Origin of the sequence: Gordonia sp. DT219 (genome assembly GCF_049847065.1) — a bacterium.
Lineage (GTDB): Bacteria > Actinomycetota > Actinomycetes > Mycobacteriales > Mycobacteriaceae > Gordonia.
Map to the genome: position 1 here is coordinate 1 of NZ_JBNCNR010000032.1, position 16830 is coordinate 16830.

At 63.9% G+C, this 16830-nt stretch carries 20 protein-coding genes and 1 pseudogene; 8 read left to right on the forward strand and 13 right to left on the reverse strand.

The features are described from left to right. Window positions 1-111 precede the first annotated feature (111 nt). Window positions 112-621 (reverse strand): hypothetical protein, encoded by a 510-nt coding sequence (locus tag ACPXB3_RS20720; RefSeq protein ID WP_425702531.1) that lies wholly within the window; start codon window positions 619-621, stop codon window positions 112-114. Beyond that, window positions 618-1283, reverse strand: coding sequence for a hypothetical protein (locus ACPXB3_RS20725; RefSeq protein WP_425702529.1), 666 nt, complete (start codon window positions 1281-1283; stop codon window positions 618-620). Before ACPXB3_RS20725 ends, ACPXB3_RS20720 begins: the two co-directional genes overlap by 4 nt. A gap of 291 nt (window positions 1284-1574) precedes the next feature. Between ACPXB3_RS20725 and ACPXB3_RS20730 the strand changes: the two genes are divergently transcribed. The 3 genes from ACPXB3_RS20730 (at window position 1575) to ACPXB3_RS20740 (ending at window position 2874) form a co-directional block, all read left to right on the forward strand. Next, window positions 1575-2066: a hypothetical protein gene (locus ACPXB3_RS20730; protein WP_425702528.1), complete on the forward strand. Its 492-nt coding sequence runs from the start codon at window positions 1575-1577 to the stop codon at window positions 2064-2066. Then, the gene (locus ACPXB3_RS20735) at window positions 2059-2424 is read left to right on the forward strand and encodes a helix-turn-helix domain-containing protein (RefSeq protein WP_425702527.1); all 366 of its coding nucleotides are present in this window, start codon (window positions 2059-2061) and stop codon (window positions 2422-2424) included. The genes ACPXB3_RS20730 and ACPXB3_RS20735 overlap by 8 nt, the downstream gene beginning before the upstream one ends. Window positions 2425-2658: 234 nt before the next feature. Further along, complete coding sequence (locus ACPXB3_RS20740) at window positions 2659-2874, forward strand: AAA family ATPase (protein WP_425702921.1); 216 nt, start codon at window positions 2659-2661, stop codon at window positions 2872-2874. Window positions 2875-2950: 76 nt separating this feature from the next. Here ACPXB3_RS20740 and ACPXB3_RS20745 read toward each other — a convergent pair whose 3' ends face one another. From ACPXB3_RS20745 to ACPXB3_RS20790, 10 genes are all read right to left on the reverse strand, one after another. Further along, window positions 2951-3349 carry a type II toxin-antitoxin system VapC family toxin gene (locus tag ACPXB3_RS20745; RefSeq protein ID WP_425729383.1) on the reverse strand — a complete coding sequence of 133 codons (399 nt, stop codon included), beginning with the start codon at window positions 3347-3349 and terminating at the stop codon, window positions 2951-2953. Beyond that, window positions 3346-3582 carry a FitA-like ribbon-helix-helix domain-containing protein gene (locus ACPXB3_RS20750; RefSeq protein WP_425702525.1) on the reverse strand — a complete coding sequence of 79 codons (237 nt, stop codon included), beginning with the start codon at window positions 3580-3582 and terminating at the stop codon, window positions 3346-3348. Before ACPXB3_RS20750 ends, ACPXB3_RS20745 begins: the two co-directional genes overlap by 4 nt. Before the next feature lie 466 nt (window positions 3583-4048). Then, complete coding sequence (locus tag ACPXB3_RS20755) at window positions 4049-4258, reverse strand: antitoxin MazE-like protein (protein WP_425702524.1); 210 nt, start codon at window positions 4256-4258, stop codon at window positions 4049-4051. A 111-nt stretch (window positions 4259-4369) separates the two neighbouring features. Next, window positions 4370-4684, reverse strand: coding sequence for a type II toxin-antitoxin system PemK/MazF family toxin (locus ACPXB3_RS20760; protein ID WP_425702523.1), 315 nt, complete (start codon window positions 4682-4684; stop codon window positions 4370-4372). Continuing rightward, on the reverse strand, window positions 4674-4907 hold the full coding sequence (locus ACPXB3_RS20765) for a hypothetical protein (protein WP_425702522.1): 234 nt from the start codon (window positions 4905-4907) through the stop codon (window positions 4674-4676). Before ACPXB3_RS20765 ends, ACPXB3_RS20760 begins: the two co-directional genes overlap by 11 nt. Before the next feature lie 84 nt (window positions 4908-4991). Further along, entirely contained in the window at window positions 4992-5666 is a 675-nt protein-coding gene (locus ACPXB3_RS20770; protein WP_425702521.1) for an LGFP repeat-containing protein, read from the reverse strand. Between the two features lie 100 nt (window positions 5667-5766). Then, window positions 5767-6201, reverse strand: coding sequence for a type II toxin-antitoxin system VapC family toxin (locus ACPXB3_RS20775; protein WP_425702520.1), 435 nt, complete (start codon window positions 6199-6201; stop codon window positions 5767-5769). Beyond that, window positions 6198-6437: a type II toxin-antitoxin system Phd/YefM family antitoxin gene (locus tag ACPXB3_RS20780; RefSeq protein ID WP_425702518.1), complete on the reverse strand. Its 240-nt coding sequence runs from the start codon at window positions 6435-6437 to the stop codon at window positions 6198-6200. The genes ACPXB3_RS20775 and ACPXB3_RS20780 overlap by 4 nt, the downstream gene beginning before the upstream one ends. A 107-nt stretch (window positions 6438-6544) precedes the next feature. Beyond that, window positions 6545-7108 carry a dihydrofolate reductase family protein gene (locus tag ACPXB3_RS20785; protein ID WP_425702517.1) on the reverse strand — a complete coding sequence of 188 codons (564 nt, stop codon included), beginning with the start codon at window positions 7106-7108 and terminating at the stop codon, window positions 6545-6547. 231 nt (window positions 7109-7339) lie between these two features. Further along, window positions 7340-8686, reverse strand: coding sequence for a family 1 glycosylhydrolase (locus tag ACPXB3_RS20790; protein WP_425702515.1), 1347 nt, complete (start codon window positions 8684-8686; stop codon window positions 7340-7342). A gap of 216 nt (window positions 8687-8902) precedes the next feature. Here ACPXB3_RS20790 and ACPXB3_RS20795 point away from each other — a divergent pair, with 216 nt between their 5' ends. Both ACPXB3_RS20795 and ACPXB3_RS20800 read left to right on the forward strand, forming a co-directional pair. Next, window positions 8903-11047, forward strand: coding sequence for a catalase (locus tag ACPXB3_RS20795; RefSeq protein ID WP_425729385.1), 2145 nt, complete (start codon window positions 8903-8905; stop codon window positions 11045-11047). A gap of 151 nt (window positions 11048-11198) precedes the next feature. Beyond that, window positions 11199-14012: an aconitate hydratase gene (locus ACPXB3_RS20800; RefSeq protein WP_425702511.1), complete on the forward strand. Its 2814-nt coding sequence runs from the start codon at window positions 11199-11201 to the stop codon at window positions 14010-14012. Between the two features lie 148 nt (window positions 14013-14160). On the opposite strand, the pseudogene ACPXB3_RS20805 reads toward ACPXB3_RS20800, so the two are convergent. Next, window positions 14161-14363: pseudogene (locus tag ACPXB3_RS20805) on the reverse strand (alpha/beta hydrolase family protein); the annotation flags it as partial. Window positions 14364-14600: 237 nt separating this feature from the next. On the opposite strand from ACPXB3_RS20805, the gene ACPXB3_RS20810 reads away from it, so the two are divergent. The 3 genes from ACPXB3_RS20810 (at window position 14601) to ACPXB3_RS20820 (ending at window position 16822) form a co-directional block, all read left to right on the forward strand. Beyond that, entirely contained in the window at window positions 14601-14834 is a 234-nt protein-coding gene (locus ACPXB3_RS20810) for a DUF433 domain-containing protein (protein WP_425702510.1), read from the forward strand. 67 nt (window positions 14835-14901) lie between these two features. After that, window positions 14902-15057, forward strand: a complete 156-nt coding sequence (locus ACPXB3_RS20815) for a hypothetical protein (RefSeq protein WP_425729387.1) — start codon at window positions 14902-14904, stop codon at window positions 15055-15057. 280 nt (window positions 15058-15337) lie between these two features. Continuing rightward, on the forward strand, window positions 15338-16822 hold the full coding sequence (locus tag ACPXB3_RS20820; RefSeq protein WP_425702506.1) for an FAD-dependent oxidoreductase: 1485 nt from the start codon (window positions 15338-15340) through the stop codon (window positions 16820-16822). Window positions 16823-16830 lie beyond the last annotated feature (8 nt).

Below are 16830 nucleotides of genomic sequence, written 5' to 3' on the forward strand. Positions count from 1 at the left end.
TCAACAACGAGCCCGCCAATGCCACCAAAAACGCAGGTCATCACCACAATGACCGCAAACTACGGCTGTAGTACTAGCCGAATGATTCGCGGTGTAAGGAATACTCGTCGGCTAATCGACGGTCGTGGCGACCACGAGAACGTTGTATCGGATGTCGTGCTCCGCGGGTATGTTCCCGGCGGGTGCGTAGAGCGCCGGTCCGTCGTAGTGAACGCTGAACCAGCCAGGGTGTCGCGCAGGAGTGAGTTTGCGGTGCTGAATGATGTGACCGTCGCGCGCGATGACACGAACGCGCCCGGGAGGTTGGGTGCGATGGTCGATCCAGAGGTAGCGGTCCCATACGAGACATCCGTGCAGAATGACTTCCCCGGGAGTGTGTTCACCGCGCAGAAGCGTGGTGAACCCGTCGCCGAGGTCGGCAACCCACTCGATGTGGTCACCGACGGTGTCGCCAGGGCGCACAACGGCCCGAACATGTGAACACACGTCGGCGGGGACCGGTTGACCGTCGAGGACGCCCGCAGACGCATCGGCCCAGAAGGTGGTGGGCGCGAACGCATCACCCGGTTCGGGTCGGTCCGGGAACGGTTCGAGGTCTTCGAGGAGCCAGAGCTGCGTCATGACGGCTCGTCGAGGATGAGGGCCACGAATAGGTCGTGCGAGATTCCGAGGGTGGGGATGCCGGCTTGGACGGTTCGGTACGTGACGATGCCCGCAGGACCGATGTCGTACGGAATTGCCTCGCTCACCTGCGAGGTGACGCCGGCGGCGATCCCGTCGACCCCGGACGGTGAGGCGCTGATCTCGGCGGTCGGGTTGTCGAGATCGATGCTGATCCGATCACCGACGCGGGGGACCGTGCGCCCGAAGTACGTCGCAGGAAAGGTGACAAAGATGGTTCGTCGCGCAAGCTCTCGCCGACTGCGGAAGTCGGCGACTTGTCGGGACGTCGGTTCGATGAGCACGGGGTCGGCGAGAGTGACGACAACACCGCCGGGTTCGAGAGCCCCTGCAGGGATGCACAACGGTGCGGGGAATCTCTCCACCTGCTCGACCGGGCGAAGAGTTTCGCCTGTCGTCGGATCTTCGGTCGTTCCGAGGTATATCTGTCGGACGTTCGAGACGGTCGCTGTGACGTCGACACCCGGCACGTCGCCGTGATGCCACGACAACCCGATCCCGACGGGTTGCGTTCGGGGGTCGCCGTAGGTCGGGCCCCACCGAGCGACACCGCCGTCAAAGGCCACGAGGTCGCGGTCACGATCGCGACCCGTCACTCGCACTGCCGACTCCTCGAAGGATGTGGGGTGCGCAAAGAGGGCACCGGAGATACTCGCGCCAATTGCGGGAGGTGTGCGGCAACATCCGTACTCGAAGGGCGCGAGTCGGACGACAAGCGATGGACGGGATGGGAGCGTGGTCAACACATTCACCGAGAGTTCGACGATCCGCAGCACGCCGGCCGCGGGTCCCAGTGCACCTGAAACGAATGTACGTCATCCGTCCGCGGGGATCACGCCCACCTGTTCGAGCTGTTCTGGTCGACCGTCAGCCGGCGAGTCGCTAGATCAGCCGTGCGACTGATCGTCGAGACCGAACTGTGCGACAGTCCACCAATTCATTACTTGCAAACGATATCGCTTGCAAGTAATATTGATGAGGTGCTGATCGATTGGTCGCGGGAGTTCGACACCTACCTGACCCGATTGGAGTGCTCATCAGCCGCCGGCAACTCAGCCGATCAGCTTCGGCTCGACCTACTACTTGCCGAACTGCACGTCCTTTTTGAATTAAAGTCGGCGCCCACCACGGAGTCGGCAACCCTCAAACGCGTACGTCAGTCACGGCGACACTCGGTGTGGCGTGTCGCGCATCCATTTCGCGAAGGCATAGCGGTCCGGCTCATCGTCTGGTTTCCCGACGACGACCATGCCGTTGTGGCGCTCTTCGCAGGAGACAAGGCGCGGATGGGTGACGTGTTCTACGACAGCGTCGGTCCACGCGCAGACGCCGCGATCGAGGCATGGAAGAAGCAGACAGAGAGTGAACGAGGTGACAATGAGTGAGAAGAAGCCGTCGGCATTCGTGCGTGGCAACAAGCGGCTGGAGAAGATGCTCGCCGAGCCTGACACAGCACAGCGGGTCGGGGTCATCCGCGCAGACATGGCCCAGGCCGATCGCGCTCACGCAATGGGACTTTCCGCGATCCGACGCGCCGCGCAGCTAACACAGACCGAACTCGCACAACGGATGGGTATCAAGCAAGCCGCCGTCTCCGGGCTCGAGGCTCGCGACGATCTGCTCCTGTCGACACTGGCCAACTACCTGGCGGCCGCTGGGGCCACCGATATCGCGATCACCGCCCGCCTTGGCGAGCGCATCGTCGAAGTCAGCCTTCCGACAGAATCCGAAGAAGAAGAGTGATTTACCGCCGCCGTCAAAAGTAGGTCGATGATCAATCGTTCAGTATGCCGACCGAGAATAGGGCTGAATAGACACCATTACGTCACAGTGACGTTTATATTGTGCGATTGCCAACCGGACAAAGTCAGGTTCCGCAACTACGGGAAAAGCCACATCCTCGGAGGCCAATGGGCGTTATGTCAGGCGTGCGAGGACGCGTATCAGTCGAGGGATGAGGATCGGGCGGTGGGACGCATGATGGTCGTCGCCCAAGAGTCCGGCGCTTCCTTCTACCTGATCAGCGGGCCCTCCATCGTGAGCAAGTGGGTCGGCGACAGCGAGCAAGCGATCCGACGGATCTTTCGCGCCGCGGCCAAGAAGGACAGCGCGATCATCTTCTTTGACGAGATCGACAGCATTGCCGAGCGCCGCACCGAGGAATCTCACGAAGCGTCCAGCTTCTCTGGTTGACTGCACTCGTCATAGGTGCGAGCCGATAACATACATTATGTAAAGTAAACCACTGCAGGCAGCTGCACAACGAATGTCATGGAACCCTCACCTGACACCGCAGACCTGGCGCCCTATCAATACGTCGGTCAAGCGTGACGAGTGGAGCATCCGCCAGTTCAGCGACCGCGACATAGCTCGCATCGTGTCCGGACAAATTGCTGCGCAATTCCCACACCCGCGAACCGAGCAGTTCGTACGGCCACTGCTCTATTGACAGGTCGAGCAGATCGCCGTGGGCCTGCACCGCCTGGTCGACACTGACGACTCCGGCGAGCGCTTGTCTGCGAATGATGTTTCCCGCTTCGAACATCACCAGTTGCGGTGCGAGCAAGCGAGTTCCGGACAATTGCCCGACCGCCCAGCGGCCGTCCGGACCGTCGTCGAGCAACAGCGCCACGAGCGCTGAGGAGTCGCACACAGTAGCGTTGGTCACCGTCGCTCGGCATCTCGCGCGTCGAGTATCGCGGTGGCATCGACGCGTACTCCAGTTGCGCCAACCCGCGCCCGTGCCCGCGCGATGACGTCGTCCACCTGTGGGCGTGACGCAGACTCCATCAGCATGCCGCGCAAGTACTCCTGCAACGACTTGCCGGCCCGCGCAGCCCGCCCGGCCAGCTCATCGCGCACCGCGTCCGGAACATCGCGCACTGTGATCACAACGCTCATGCAGCTATAATAGCTGCATTGCTAGCACCATGCATGCATGCTGGTTGCGATCGATTATGCAGGGGTTACCCGTAAACGACAGCGACTTGCTACCTCCTCGCCGACTCGCTGCCGAGTGCCGGTTCAACGGGCAAGTCCCAAGGACGCCATCAACGAACGTTCGACTTCAACGAGCTATTCGGACGTCAGCCGGCCAACACGCCTCAAGACGTTCGAGCGACGCACAGCGGTCAGTTTGTCGACCATCACGTCAGTGCCGCGCTCGAGGCCAGAAAGCCCGTCGCCGTCACCCGGGATACGAATCCTCAACAGCGGCGCATCGATGAGCTAGCTCGTCATCGGCGCGACGACCACCGACAGAGGCGACCACCGACAGAGTTGAATCGAAAAGGTCGTCCTCGACGATGGCCGCCGGCCGGGGCTTCGACGCGTACACACCACCCACAACGGTCCAGATCGCCCCGAATTACTCCTCATCGTCCCACGGTGCCGCGACAGCCTCGACGAAATCCTGCTCGTCACCATCGGCGTCCGTCTGAGCGACGAGAACCGACTGCTTGTGGGCTTGGGCGGCGAATTCGGGAGTACGTACGTCAGGAACCCAGACCTGTAGAGGCCGTAGTCCGCGCTCGCGCATTCGGCGTCGGTACTCGCCGACCCTGTCCCTTACCGCCATGCCTGGACGTTACATGTAACACCGATGCCCGGCTCGGATGTGCGCTCCGACGATGGATTCACTCCCGCCGCCGCCATCGCCGTCGGCTCTGCCACGCAGCGAAGTCGACACCTACCTGAGCTCGAGCACCACACGCAGCGCAGCGCCGACGCGGTGCATCTCTTCATGGGTCAGCTGGCCTGCACGTTCACCGAGCCGCTGTGGATCAACCGCGGCCACCTGTTCGGCGAGGACCCGCGTGACCCGGCCCCCGATCTCGATTTCTGGCCGGAACGTTGCCGGCCGGGCCAACGTTGATGTCGGCGCCACCAGCCAGGTCGAGAGCGGCAGCTGATCGGATTGCACGACCACCGCGTAGCGCGCGCCGGACTGTTCATGGCCACGGGCATCTTTCGGGGCGCGAAGTCGGTACACCTCACCTCGCACGTAGCGCCTCCATGTCCCGAAGGACCTGTGCGGCTTCCGCGCGATCAACCGGATCACCAACGAGCGCCTCCGCTTCTTCGCGGAGCGACTTCGCAGTCTTGTGCCGTGCGGCGTCGATGAGTGCAGCGCGCACCGCGGCTGACACCGGGGTACCGTCTTCGGTCAGAATCGACAGCGCCCGCGAGGTGTCCTCATCGGGTCGAAAAGTAATCGCGTCAGCCATAGCATGACTGTAATACAAATCGTAAGACAGGCACGCTGACATCTGGTCCCCAGAGTCTGGCGTGGTCGCCTACATCCGGCTGGTCTACCGCAGCCCGGCCGGGACGACCTTGCCGTTGACCGTCACGGTGACCGCGCCGGTTTGGGTGTTCTCGTTCACGGTGCCGTGCTCAAAGGTCACTTTTTGCACGACGCCGTCAACGGTCACGTCGCTGGTGGGAACTCCCAGCGGTCCGGCCGAGCCGTTCTTGCCGGTGAGTGACGGGGTGCCGTCGGGCGCGCGCTCGGTGTTCCACGCGTCCCGGATCTTGCCCGAGGTGATGATGTAGGCCGGAGTCCCCGGAGCGTCGTTCTTCGCGACGATCACACCACCCTGGAACTGCTGGAACACGACGCCACTCTCCCGGGTCCCGGCGTTGCGATCGCCGCTCAGCGGCTTGGCGAGAGCATCCTTCTGGGCTCGGGTCGCCGATGCGTACTTGACCGCGATCGGACCACTCAGGGTCACCACGACGTCGCGCTCCCCCGTGACCTGGACCGTCGTCGGTACAGCTGCCGCGGACGAGGCCGCAGAGGAGGTGCCCGAGCTCGCGCCTTCGCTGAGCGCTGCCGACGACTCCGACGTCGTGGTCACGCCCGACGACGCTTGCGACGGCGTCGCGTCGTGGCTCGTGGAGTCGTCACCGCAGGCAGCGGCGACGAGCATCACCGCAAACAGACCGGCCACGAATGCTGTACGACGAGAAGCGCTCCGCCTCATGTGTTCCTTACGTCCGTAGGTCCAGTCGAGTCGTGATGACCCTACGCGAATCGGAACCGACCAGCCTGTTCGGCCCTTCCACCCGGTCGTCCCCGACCCGTCACGACCCAGCAGCGTCGGGATGGGTCACCGAACGGATATCCAGATCAGGTATCCCCACGAAATCACATGGGTTGCACGTAAACAACGGAATGCCGTTTGCGATTGCACTGGCAGCGATCAATGCATCATATGCTCGCACTTTTGGTTTTCGGCCCGCCGACCGCAACGCGGCTACGACACCACCGAAAGCTCGCGCACTCTCAGCAGTGAATGCCAACGCCTCGAAATCCGCCTCTGCCTGCTGCAGGTGCTGTTGCCGGACGCTTCGCTCGTGATCGGTCCGCGCGACATGTGGGCCGACCGAAAGCTCCGCAAGGGTGATTGCACTGATCACCGACTCATCGGGTAGCTCGCCCGGATTGCCCAGTCTCCCAAGCAGAATCACGGTTGAGGTGTCCAACATCCCCCGCGTTGTGTGGACCGGTTCGTTCATGAGGTCGAATCCAACACGCTGTCGATGTCCGACCGCAGGGCGTCCGGATCGACCTGGGGTAGGTGAGCCCTCCGGCGAATCAGCTCAGCTGCGCTCACACCCTTCCGCGGCAGCGGACCGAGTTCGGCCACCGGCTCGCCATCACGCGTAACCACCACCCGCTCGCCGCGCTCGACTCTTCGCAACACCTCGCCGCCGTTGTTGCGCAACTCCCTGACACTCACGACTTCGGTCATATCAGAGTGTATCACCGGTGATACACATGGGCGTTGAACCGCATATCCCCCTTCCGGCCGCCTTCGGCGAAACTTTTCCGGACCTGTCGATCAGCAGCCTCGCATCGTCAGCGCCTGGTCTCATATCTGGTCAGGAGCACGCCATCGGGAAACGTTCTGGCCTCCAACAGGTTCAGGTTCACCCAGTTGTCCAAGGCCGTGAAGAACGGCGTCCCACCGCCCACCAGGACCGGGTGGGTGGCGATCACGTATTCGTCGATCAGCCCGGCCCGCATGGCCGCAGCGGCGAGGGTGGCGCCGCCGATGTCCATGGGACTGCCATCCCCGGCCTTGAGCCTGCTGATCTCGTCCACGGCATCGCCGGTGACCAGTCGGGCGTTCCAGTCGACCTCGCGGATGGTCGAGGAGAACACGACCTTTGGCATGTCGCGCCAGCGACGGGCGAATTCAATCTCCGCCGGCGTGACGTCCGGCTGTTGATCGGCGGTAGGCCAGTGTGAACTCATCGCCTCCCACAGCCTGCGCCCGTAGAGCGTGATGTCCGTCGCGGCCACCCGGTCGGACCACCACTGGAACAGTTCATCGCTCGGCGCGCTCCAGCCGAGATCATCACCCGGTGCGGCGGTGTAGCCATCCAGACTCACGTTCATTCCATAGATCAGTTTCCGCATTGTGTCAGCCTTCCCGAGTCGGTCGTCGAGATACAGACCCATACCGCAACGAGAATTCGTCGGTCGGAGCACTGGCTCTCCCACAATAGTTCGGCGGCCGGACGCTCGACTACGGTCTGCGCGGACTCGTGTTCGTCATCCGGACGGCAATCGCATCAACGTCGGACGGCCGCTACCACACTCCGAGGGATGATCATCGTGACCGCCGGCAACCGGCTACGGGCTCTCGTGTCACCGAACCGGTTCGATGCAACTGGACGGCACGTCGATCAGCGAACAGGTTGTCGGCGGACGCGTCGGCCGGTAATTCGCGGCATTCCCATGCCCGGCGATCAGGTCGTGGTAGGCCGCCACGGCATCGGTCAGTCGGCGGGTCAGTGCCGGATCGGTCTTGACATCCACCGTGTACAGCCCGAATCGTGGTGTGTAGCTGCCCCATTCGTAGTTGTCGGTGAGGCTCCAGTAGTTGTAGCCGATCACCGGGATACCATCCTGGTGGGCTCGCTGCAACCAATAGACCAGGTCGCGCAGGTGATCGCCGCGCCGGTAACCATCCGGACGCGGCTTGCCGTTCTCGGTGGGCATACCCGATTCGACGACGTAGAGCGGCTTGCCCGGATAGTGCCGGGCGTAGAAGCGCAACGAGTAGTAGAGACCGTCGGCGTTGATGGGCGCCTTCCACATGTCGCCGGTCAATGCGTTCCACGCCGACGTCTCGGTGGGCGCGACCGTGTAGTAGTAGTCCAACCCCATGAAGTCGACCTTGTCGGCCACCCGATCATGGAATGTGGTGTCGATGACCGGTTCGGCCGCCGGGATGTAGGCCGAGTTGGAGGTGACCATCGCCCGCGGTTGACGCGCGTGGATGTAGTCATAGATCGTGCGGTGGGCGGTCACCAGCTTGTCGTAGAACATCGGGAGGTCGGCCGGCGACAGCCCGCCCGTACTGACCTCGTTGTAGCCGTACATGAGTGGCTCGTTGAACGTGATCCACATCGGGTCGGCGGGCGCATACCGGTCGACGATGTGGCGTGCGTACGTCAACCACAGATTCGTCGTATCTGCGTTGCGCCACCCGCCACGGTCGACCAGCCAGCCGGGGTAGACCCAATGGTCGAGCGTCAGCATCGGCCGCATCCCCGCCGCGCGGATGGCCGCGATGACGTTGTCGTAGAAGGCAAGTGCCTGCGGATCGAAGAACCCCGGCCGCGGCTCGACGCGCGCCCATTCGATGCCGATGCGGTAGACGTTGGTGCCGAGATCGCGGGCACGATCGATGTCCTCGCGGTAGCGGTGGAAGAAGTCGACGCTGTTGCCGACGCGGTCCTTGGTGTTCGCGGGATCGGCGGAGTAGCGGCGCCAATTGCTGTCCGGTGAGTAGCCCTCACTCTGGAAGCCCGACGACGACACACCGAACATGAAGTCGCCCGGCAGCGGAGCCACCACACTCGCCGACGCAGACGGGATGGCCGAACCGACCCCGGCACCGAGGGTCGGTAGTAGCAAGAACACGGCCAGGGCGGCGATGCCCCAGCACCACCGGATCGGCCTGGTTCGTCTCCCGTTCGTAGCAGCCATGTCTGTCAGAATCGCAGAGTCGGTTCGTGGGAGTTGCCGGTTTTGCCGGACCGGGATCGCTGCGCTCTCTGGCGCCCTCCCCCGTCGGCACGGGCATTGGCCGACTCGATTCTCGAGACACCGATTAGGGATCCCGTATTTGGGCACTCTGCACGCGATGCCCGCGGAAACGCACCGCGGTGCGCCGGTCCAGCAGAAGCGCATAGAGGAGGCCTCGTGTCCCATAAGAAGAATCCCACGATCCCGGGAACGCCCGGCTCCGGAACCCCGACCGTCGCCGAACCGACCGAACCAACCGGACCATTGCCGCCCAACGACGATCAGGCGGCACCCGAACTTCGCAGCGCCACCGGACAAGAAGTGGATGGACCGGAAGGAGTGCGCGCGCAACACGGCGCGTACCTCACCACCGCGCAAGGAGCGCGGCTGTACGACACCGACCACTCACTCAAGGCAGGCGAGCGGGGTCCAACGCTGCTCCAAGATCACCATCTGCGGGAGAAGATCACCCACTTCGATCACGAACGGATCCCAGAGCGCGTGGTGCATGCGCGCGGCGCCGGAGCCCATGGCATCTTCCGCGGCTACGGCACCGCCGACAAGATCTGCAAGTCGGCGTTCCTGGGCACGGACGTCGAGACAGCGGTGTTTGTCCGGTTCTCACAGGTTGTCGGCTCCCGTGGTTCAGCGGAGACGGTCCGCGACACCCGCGGGTTCGCGACCAAGTTCTACACCTCCGAAGGCACCTTCGATCTCGTCGGGAACAACATTCCGGTCTTCTTCATCCAGGACGGCATCAAATTCCCCGACCTCATCCACGCCGTCAAACCGCGTCCCGACCGGGAGATCCCGCAGGCGCAAAGTGCCCACGACACCTTCTGGGACTTCGTCTCGCTGCACGCCGAGGCGACCGCGCACACCATCTGGCACATCTCCGATCGCGGAATTCCGCGGTCGTACCGAATGATGGAAGGTTTCGGAATCCACACTTTCCGGCTGGTCGGCGCCGACGGCGACACCAGCCTGGTGAAGTTCCACTGGAAGCCGCGCCTGGGTGTGCATTCGCTGTTGTGGGAAGAAGCCCAGTTGGCCAACGGATTCGACCCGGACTTTCTCCGGCGCGATCTGGCCGACGCGATCGAGGCCGGCGCATACCCAGAGTGGGAGCTCGGCGTCCAGGTGTTGCCCGATAGCCCTGAGCAGATGTTCGAGGGCATCGACCTCCTCGACCCCACCAAGATCGTGCCAGAAGAGCTTGCGCCAGTTCAGCCGATCGGGCTGATGACCCTCAACGCGAACCCGACCAACTACTTCGCCGAGACCGAACAAGTCGCCTTCCATCCCGGGCATCTGGTGCCCGGCATCGACGTCACCGACGATCCGCTGCTGCAGGCTCGACTCTTCTCCTACCTCGACACCCAGATCAGTCGACTGGGCGGCCCGAACTTCGCGCAGGTGCCGATCAACCGGCCCCATGCCGCGCTCAACGACATGTTCCGTGACGGCATGCACCAGAGCGGCGTACACACGGGAGTTTCTCCGTACCAACCGAATTCACTCGACGGCGGTTGTCCGTTCATGGCGGCGGCCGAGACGGGAGCCTATATCGAGGTGCCCACCGAACTGCCGGCATCAGCCAAGACCCGCAATGCCGCGGCCACCTTTGACGACCATTTCTCGCAGGCCCGGTTGTTCTACCTCAGCCTCTCCCCTGTCGAGCGCAGCCATGTCGCCGACGCGTACACCTTCGAGTTGGGCAAGTGCTACGAGCAGGCCATCAAGGAACGCACCTTGCAAGTGCTCGCCAACATCGACTCGGATCTGTGTGCGAAGGTGGCCGAAGGTCTCGGCCTGGCCGCCCCGGAGCGGACCGTCGAAATCGACGAAGACCAGACACCGAGTCCGGCGCTCGCGCAGGTCGGTGCGCAATGGCCGGTAGACGGTCGCCAGATCGGCATCCTGGCCGACGACGCCGACGACCTGGCCGAGGTGAGTGAACTGGTGACAAAGATCGATGGCGCCGGCATGGTGCCACTGGTCATCGCGCCACACGGCGGGCAGTTGGGCTCGGGCAAGGCGGTGGTGCCGATATCCCGAACGTTCGCCACCATGCGGTCGATCGAATACGACGCCATCATCCTTGCCTCCGCACCGACCGATCAGACCGTACAGACGCTGCTGGCCGAGACATACCGGCACTGCAAGGCAATCGGTGTCCTGCCCCGGGGCGCCGCCCTGCTGCCGAATGCGGGCATCGCTGCCGACGCGCCAGGCGTCGTGACCTCACAGCAGGCGACCGACCTGCTCGAGGCGATGACGCCGCTGCTCGAGTCACATCGCGTATGGGCTCGGCAGGTCTGAGACACCGTCCGGCGGGCCACGCCGTCAGCGCCAGGCTATGACCCGGCTCACGTAGGATAGGAGGTGTTCCGGACCGACCGAGCGGCCTCCGCAGCCCGCAGCCTTGCAGCCCCTTGGAGACCGCGTACCCCACGCGGAAGGTGGATTGACCATGTCGTCCAACAGTTTCAACAGCCGGGATCAGCTCGGCGTCAACGACAAGACATACGAGATCTTCCGGCTCGACCGGATCGCGGGTTCGGCGCGACTTCCCTACAGCCTCAAGGTTCTTCTGGAGGACCTTCTCCGCAACGAGGACGGGCACCTGGTCACCGCCGCACAGATCGAGGCCTTACGGGACTGGGATCCGGCCGCCACGGCGAACCCGGAGATCCAGTACACCCCCGCCAGGGTCCTCATGCAGGACTTCACCGGGGTGCCCTGCGTCGTCGACCTGGTCGCCATGCGTGACGCGATGACCGCGCTCGGCGGCGATGCGGCCAAGATCAACCCGCAGATCCCCGCCGAACTGGTCATCGACCATTCGGTCATCGCCGACGTCTTCGGTCGGCCGGACGCCATCCAGATCAATTCGCAACTCGAATTCGACCGCAACAAGGAGCGCTACCAGTTGTTGCGCTGGGGACAGCAATCCTTCGACGACTTCCTCGTGGTACCACCCGATACCGGCATCTGCCATCAGGTGAATCTGGAATACCTTGCGCGCGTGGTCTTCACGCGCGAGCGAAACGGTACGACGCAGGCCTACCCGGACACCCTCGTCGGCACTGACTCGCACACTCCGATGGTCAACGGCCTCGGTGTGCTCGGATGGGGCGTCGGCGGAATCGAAGCGGAGGCCGCCATGTTGGGTCAGCCGATGAGTATGCTCATCCCTCAGGTCATCGGTGTCCGGCTCAGCGGCAGCCTCGGCGAAGGCACCACCGCAACCGATCTCGTCCTCACCGTGGCGGCCCTGTTGCGCGGCATCGGCGTGGTCGGAAAATTCGTCGAGTTCTTCGGGCCCGGAGTCGCCAACGTTCCACTCGCCACCCGGGCGACCATCGGCAACATGAGTCCCGAATATGGTTCTACCGCAACAATGTTCCCCATCGATGAGGTAACCCTCGACTACTTACGGCTGACCGGCCGCAACCCCGAGCACATTGAGCTGGTGGAGGCCTACGCACGCGAACAGGGGTTGTGGCACGACCCCGATCAGACCCCCGACTTCAGCCGGGTGGTCGACCTCGATCTTTCGACGGTGCAACCGTCGATCGCCGGTCCACGCCGGCCCCAGGACCGGATCGCGCTCGGTGATGCGCCCAGCACCGTTCTCGGCATTCTCGCCGGTGATCATGAGAAGCCCACCTCGAAGGCCGGTGGCGTCGACAGCGCGTCCGCGGAGTCGTTCCCGGCCAGCGATCCGATCGCGCCCGGATCCAACTCCGGCGACGACTCGCCACCGCGCCAGGTATCCGCCGAACAACTCACCGCCAACGCCAAGCTCGGCTGGCCCAGTGACCCGGCGAACGTCGTCATCGGCGGCCGCGAGGCCATCGTCGACCACGGCGATGTCGTCATCGCCGCGATCACCTCATGCACCAACACCTCGAATCCGTCGGTCATGCTCGGCGCGGGTCTGCTGGCGAAGAAAGCGGTCGAACTCGGTTTGCACACCCGTCCCTGGGTCAAGACCACCCTGGCTCCCGGCTCCCGTGTGGTCACCGACTACTTCGATCGATCCGGGCTGACGCCCTACCTCGACAAGCTCGGCTTCAACCTCGTCGGATACGGATGCACCACCTGCATCGGCAACTCCGGTCCACTCATCCCGGAGGTGAGCGCCGCGGTCAACGACAACGACCTCAACGTGTCGGCGGTCCTGTCGGGAAATCGCAACTTCGAGGGCCGCATTCATCCCGAGGTGCAGATGAACTTTCTCGCCTCTCCCCCACTGGTGATCGCCTATGCACTGGCCGGCAGTCTCCACACCGACCTGCTGACCGAACCACTCGGCAAAAGCGATGACGGCAAGGACATCTACCTGCGTGACATCTGGCCCTCCGACGAGGAGATCAAGCAGGCCGTCGACGCGAACGTCGAGGCGCAGATGTTCACCGAGAACTATTCGAATGTGTATGCCGGCGACGACAATTGGCGCGGCATGGATGTGCCCGACGGAGTGGTGTACGACTGGGATTCCACCTCCACCTACATCCGGCAGCCACCGTACTTCGAGGGCATGGACCGTGAGCCCGCACCGATTCGGGACATCAGCGGCGCCCGCGTGTTGGTCAAGCTGGGCGATTCGGTCACCACCGACCACATTTCGCCGGCCGGCGCCATCAAACGCGACAGCCCGGCCGGTCGCTATCTCGCCGACAAGGGTGTCGACGCAGCGGATTTCAACTCTTATGGTTCGCGGCGCGGCAATCACGAGGTGATGATCCGCGGCACCTTCGCCAATATTCGGCTCCGTAACGAGTTGGTGCCGGGGGTCGAGGGCGGTGTCACCAAACACTGGCCCGACGGCGGCCAGACCAGCATCTACGATGCCGCCGTGGCCTACCACGACGAGGACGTCCCGCTGATCGTCATCGCCGGCAAGGACTATGGTTCCGGCTCTTCACGGGACTGGGCGGCCAAGGGCACCAGACTCCTCGGGGCGCGGGCCGTCATCGCCGAATCGTTCGAGCGCATCCACCGGTCCAACCTCATCGGCATGGGTGTGCTGCCCCTGCAGTTCACCGAAGGTGACACCGCCGAGTCACTCGGCCTTGCCGGCGACGAGAGCTACGCCATCTCCGGTCTCGAAGCCGGTGATGCGAGCCTGCCCGACGAGGTCACCGTGACCGTCGAAAAGGACGGGAACTCACGAACATTCGGGGCAACCGTACGAATCGACACACCGGCCGAGGAACATTACTACCGCAACGACGGCATCCTGCCGTACGTGCTCCGGAATCTGTTGGCCGACAAGTGATCCGTGGCGCCGGCGGGTCGGTGCGACCTGTCACCGGACGACGAGCGCGTCGTCGAGCCAGTCGAACATGCGGTGAGCGGTCAATGCCCGCGCCATCAGCTGACAGTGCCAACTCGCACCTTCGGCCTCGGTGAATTCGACGAGTGTGGTCGGCGACAGCGGCGGCATAGCGATACTCAAAGGCGGCGGCACGCGGCACCCAATACCCCGCCTGACTGATGCCGTAGACGGCAAGTCGGTCGACGTCGACACCCTCAGTCCGACGATCAGGTCGGTGACCGGCGTCAGGACCGCCTCCCAGTCCGGCCGAAACAGCATGCCGTGCTCGAACAGCATCGATTGCTGTCCCGGAAAGACGCGTGCGACCTGTGAACAGTGCAGGTCAGACAATCTTCTGCAGTCAACGAGCATTTGCGTATTTCGCTTTCGGCTGTTCTTGGTGTGACCGACGAATGTGTCGGCAGTACCGCACGGGTCCGTGTCGTCACATGTGCCGGTCGGTGCGTCGCCTGTTCGCGGCGGCGTGCTTGTTTCTCACGTTGCCTTGGATGATTGCCGTGTGGGCGTCCGGGCCGATAATCTGGGTGCATGTCCAACCTTCATCGAGTGACGTCTGATCCGTCCATCTGCCATGGCAAGCCGGTGGTGCGTGGGTTGCGTTACCCGGTTGCCGACCTGTTGGACTTGCTCGCGTCGGGTATGACGATGCAGGACGTTCTCGATGACTACCCTGATCTGGAGCGCGAGGATCTGCTGGCTGCTGTGGATTTCGGTACGTTGACAGCCGCCAATCGTGTGGTCGTCCTGTTTGATGCTGCCTGAGCCGCGTGTACGGTGAGGTTTCTGATTGATGCGCAGTCGCCGGCGAGACTTGCTGTGTTGCTCGACGGTGGTAACCACCGGCAACATCACCAACACCCGGCTTCTCGCTCTCGTCGAAGATCACATCGCCGAGGTCACCGAGTTGCTGAGCAATTCGGTGTTCGTCGAGATTTCGTATGACCGGCTGGTCGCGCATTCGAGTCCAGAGCGTGAGCATGAGTGAACCGTGAGGTTGGAAATCATTGCTCTGCAACAGAAGCCGATTGTTTTTGCCTCGCAATCCGAAGTCGGGTCGGGAGCGTGTCAGTGGTGCTGTTAACGATGTGTCAGCAAGATTCATGAGCTGCCTCTGGCGGTCCGATGGTCTGGTGGTCTGGGACTCCTCTACTCTCCTGCGTTCAGCCCTGCGGGACATCCGTCGGATGACGATGATTTCCGCGCCAGTTGGCATGGGTCGAACCACGTAGGGTTTCGCCGTAAACCGACCGGGTACCCGGTCGACCATGACCTCGCTGTGGCTCGAGAACACGTCCGCCGGCCCGGAACCGGTCGCGCCGACGACGATCGGCGGCCGATACGACCACGTGGTGGTGGGCGGTGGTATCACCGGGCTGACCACCGCGCTGTTGCTCGCACGGGCCGGCCGGTCGGTCGCGGTCATCGAGGCTCGCTACATCGGTGCCGGCGCCACCGGCAACACCACGGGCAAGGTGTCGCTGTTGCAGGGCACCCGTCTGTCGACCATCGGACGCCACCACGACGTATCAGCGATGGAAAGCTACGTGGCGGCCAACCGGGCGGCACTGGACTGGCTCGGCGAATACTGCCGCGGCCGCGACCTCGACTACCAGGAGCACGCCGCGGTCACCTTCGCGACCACACCTGCCGGCGCTCAAGCCGTGGATTCCGAATACGAAGCGTGCACCCGCGTGGGCCTGCCCGTCGAGCGGACCGACTGTCCCGAACTCCCGTTCACCACACACGCAGGCGTGCGACTTGATCACCAGGCGCAGATCGATCCCATGGTGACGCTGCGGGCCATGGTCGCCGACCTCGCCACCCTGGGCGCAGACGTCTACGAGAATGTACGGGTGACCGGCGTACGGCCCCGATCGCACGGACACACGGTCGCCACATCTGTCGGCGACCTGACTGCCAAGTCCGTCGTGATCGCCACCGGCACACCATTTCTCGATCGCGGTGGCTTCTTCGCGCGGCTGCGCCCACGGCGGTCTTATGCCGCAAGCTTTCAGGTCGGCGGCCCGATCCCACAGGACATGTACCTGGGTGCCGACGATCCGACGGTCTCGCTGCGTACCGCACCGCGCGCCGATGGTGAACAGTTGCTGGTGGGCGGGTTCGGCCACGAGGTGGGCCGGGCATCCTCCGAACGCCGATACGTCGACGATCTCCTGGCATGGACGGCGAAATGGTTTCCCGACGCCCGCCTCACGGCACGGTGGGCCGCGCAGGACTACCTGTCCATCGATGAACTGCCCTACGTCGGCCCGCTGCTTCCGGGCATCGACGTGCATGTCGCAACGGGCTTCGCGAAGTGGGGTATGACCAACGGGGTGGCCGCTGCGCTGGCCCTCGCCGCACGCCTCTCGGGTGCGCCCGCGCCATCGTGGGCCGAGACGTTCCAGCCCTGGCGCCGGGCGCAGGTGGCGGCGACACCAACGGCACTGTCGACGAATCTGGCCGTGGGCAAGGAGCTCGCCGAAGGCTACCTCCGGCTGCTACGACCGGCCGATCCGGAGCCGCCCGAAGGGCAAGGAACCGTCGGACGAGTCGGCATGGGGCCGCGCGGAGTGTGCACCGTGGACGGCGAGCGGTCCTCGGTCGTGCCGATCTGCACGCACCTCTACGGTGTTCTCGAGTGGAATGACGCCGACTGCAGCTGGGATTGCCCGCTTCACGGCTCGCGCTTCGATCCGCACGGCAACATCCTCGAGGGACCGGCCACACGCAAGCTGCCCAAGGGGTGATCCGGCGC

What these genes read in the sequence shown, in the direction of transcription:
- ACPXB3_RS20720 (WP_425702531.1), bottom strand. Translation starts at nt 621, where the DNA reads ATGACGCAGCTCTGGCTCCTCGAAGACCTCGAACCGTTCCCGGACCGA.
- ACPXB3_RS20735 (WP_425702527.1), top strand. Translation starts at nt 2,059, where the DNA reads ATGAGTGAGAAGAAGCCGTCGGCATTCGTGCGTGGCAACAAGCGGCTG.
- ACPXB3_RS20740 (WP_425702921.1), top strand. Translation starts at nt 2,659, where the DNA reads ATGATGGTCGTCGCCCAAGAGTCCGGCGCTTCCTTCTACCTGATCAGC.
- ACPXB3_RS20750 (WP_425702525.1), bottom strand. Translation starts at nt 3,582, where the DNA reads ATGAGCGTTGTGATCACAGTGCGCGATGTTCCGGACGCGGTGCGCGAT.
- ACPXB3_RS20755 (WP_425702524.1), bottom strand. Translation starts at nt 4,258, where the DNA reads ATGGCGGTAAGGGACAGGGTCGGCGAGTACCGACGCCGAATGCGCGAG.
- ACPXB3_RS20765 (WP_425702522.1), bottom strand. Translation starts at nt 4,907, where the DNA reads ATGGCTGACGCGATTACTTTTCGACCCGATGAGGACACCTCGCGGGCG.
- ACPXB3_RS20770 (WP_425702521.1), bottom strand. Translation starts at nt 5,666, where the DNA reads ATGAGGCGGAGCGCTTCTCGTCGTACAGCATTCGTGGCCGGTCTGTTT.
- ACPXB3_RS20775 (WP_425702520.1), bottom strand. Translation starts at nt 6,201, where the DNA reads ATGAACGAACCGGTCCACACAACGCGGGGGATGTTGGACACCTCAACC.
- ACPXB3_RS20780 (WP_425702518.1), bottom strand. Translation starts at nt 6,437, where the DNA reads ATGACCGAAGTCGTGAGTGTCAGGGAGTTGCGCAACAACGGCGGCGAG.
- ACPXB3_RS20785 (WP_425702517.1), bottom strand. Translation starts at nt 7,108, where the DNA reads ATGCGGAAACTGATCTATGGAATGAACGTGAGTCTGGATGGCTACACC.
- ACPXB3_RS20790 (WP_425702515.1), bottom strand. Translation starts at nt 8,686, where the DNA reads ATGGCTGCTACGAACGGGAGACGAACCAGGCCGATCCGGTGGTGCTGG.
- ACPXB3_RS20800 (WP_425702511.1), top strand. Translation starts at nt 11,199, where the DNA reads ATGTCGTCCAACAGTTTCAACAGCCGGGATCAGCTCGGCGTCAACGAC.
- ACPXB3_RS20810 (WP_425702510.1), top strand. Translation starts at nt 14,601, where the DNA reads ATGTCCAACCTTCATCGAGTGACGTCTGATCCGTCCATCTGCCATGGC.
- ACPXB3_RS20820 (WP_425702506.1), top strand. Translation starts at nt 15,338, where the DNA reads ATGACCTCGCTGTGGCTCGAGAACACGTCCGCCGGCCCGGAACCGGTC.